Below are 790 nucleotides of genomic sequence, written 5' to 3'. Positions count from 1 at the left end.
CGATGCGCTGGTGGCCGAGATAGCCGACGCCGACGGCACGGCCGTCGCCYTTGCCGGCAATGTCCGCGACGAAACCTATGCGAAAGCCCTTGTCGATCTGGCTGTCGAAAAATTCGGTGGGCTCGACATCGCCTTCAACAACGCCGGCGCCGTCGGCCTGATGGGTCCGATTTCGGAACTGTCGCTGGATGGATGGCGCGAGACGCTCGACACCAACCTCACCAGCGCGTTTCTCGGCGCGAAGTATCAGGTGCCGGCGATGATCGAGCGCGGCGGTGGTTCGCTGATCTTCACTTCCACCTTCGTCGGTAACACCGTTGGCATGCCCGGCATGACCAGCTATGCCGCGAGCAAGGCCGGGCTGATCGGGCTGACTCAGGTGCTGGCCGCTGAATATGGCCCAAAGGGCGTGCGGGTCAACGCGCTGCTGCCCGGCGGCACCGACACGCCGGCAGCGACCTTCAAGACTCCTGAGTCGCGAGCTTTCGTCGAAAACCTGCATGCGTTGAAGCGTATCGCGACACCGGAAGAGATCGCCCGTTCGGCCCTCTACCTTGCCTCCGACGCATCGAGCTTCACCACGGGAGCCGCGCTGTTTGCCGATGGCGGCGTGTCGATCAACCGGACGTGAAGGCTTTTCCCCGCCAGGATGCATGTTGATTGTCGCAAGGTGGACGGCCGGTCTTGCTTTTTCCGTGCGATTTGGCGATGCCGTTTCCTGTCGAAACGGGTCTTTTGCCAATACAGGTCCTGGAACCATGATGCTGATCAGAACCTACGTGGCTGCGAG

The 790-nt window shown here is 62.1% G+C and carries 1 protein-coding gene; it reads left to right on the top strand.

Annotated elements, in window-relative coordinates; translation table 11 throughout:
• On the top strand, positions 1–631 hold a 631-nt coding region (locus ACXJ7R_RS34970), incomplete at its 5' end, for an SDR family oxidoreductase (protein ID WP_457155779.1).
• Positions 632–790: the final 159 nt, after the last annotated feature.

The organism is Mesorhizobium sp. P5_C1, assembly GCF_054049815.1.
Note: the sequence above shows the minus strand (reverse complement) of the source record. Positions and strands in the feature narration are given on the sequence as shown.